Source organism: Vibrio sp. 10N.222.48.A3 (assembly GCF_041475345.1).
GTDB lineage: Bacteria > Pseudomonadota > Gammaproteobacteria > Enterobacterales > Vibrionaceae > Vibrio > Vibrio tasmaniensis_A.
On record NZ_JBFRVX010001524.1, the window covers coordinates 1 to 384 of the forward strand.

Annotated in this window: 1 protein-coding gene; it reads right to left on the reverse strand. The window is 46.1% G+C overall.

The features are described 5' to 3' along the window. The coding region (locus AB4653_RS27525; protein WP_372105828.1) for a sphingomyelin phosphodiesterase at positions 1-384 on the reverse strand (384 nt) is incomplete at both ends.

The window sequence follows — 384 nt, forward strand, 5'->3', positions numbered from 1 at the left end:
GGTTGGTATTTCCAGTGATTGAGCAAGCTGACGCATCTGCTTGAATTGACGTTGTCGGTAGTCACGAGCTGTGTCCGTATCGAATGATGCGGTGTGAGTGCCAAACACGTGGTAAGCCTGACCGTTTTTGATGACTTCAGCGTAATTCACGCCTTTATCAGCGAAACAATCTGTGCCTGTACAATCAGGGAACACGTATTGCGCTTCGTTGACAATAGGGTAGCGGCTCACAATTATCACACCGCCGTCATAGATGTTAATCCCATCTTTATCGAGCATTTTGGTTTGATAAGGAGACTCTTTTGCAAGTTCACGCAAGAATTCATCTCTGCCGTTAGCAAACACCTCTTGTAGAGCCAACACGTCATAGCCCTTTACGTATTG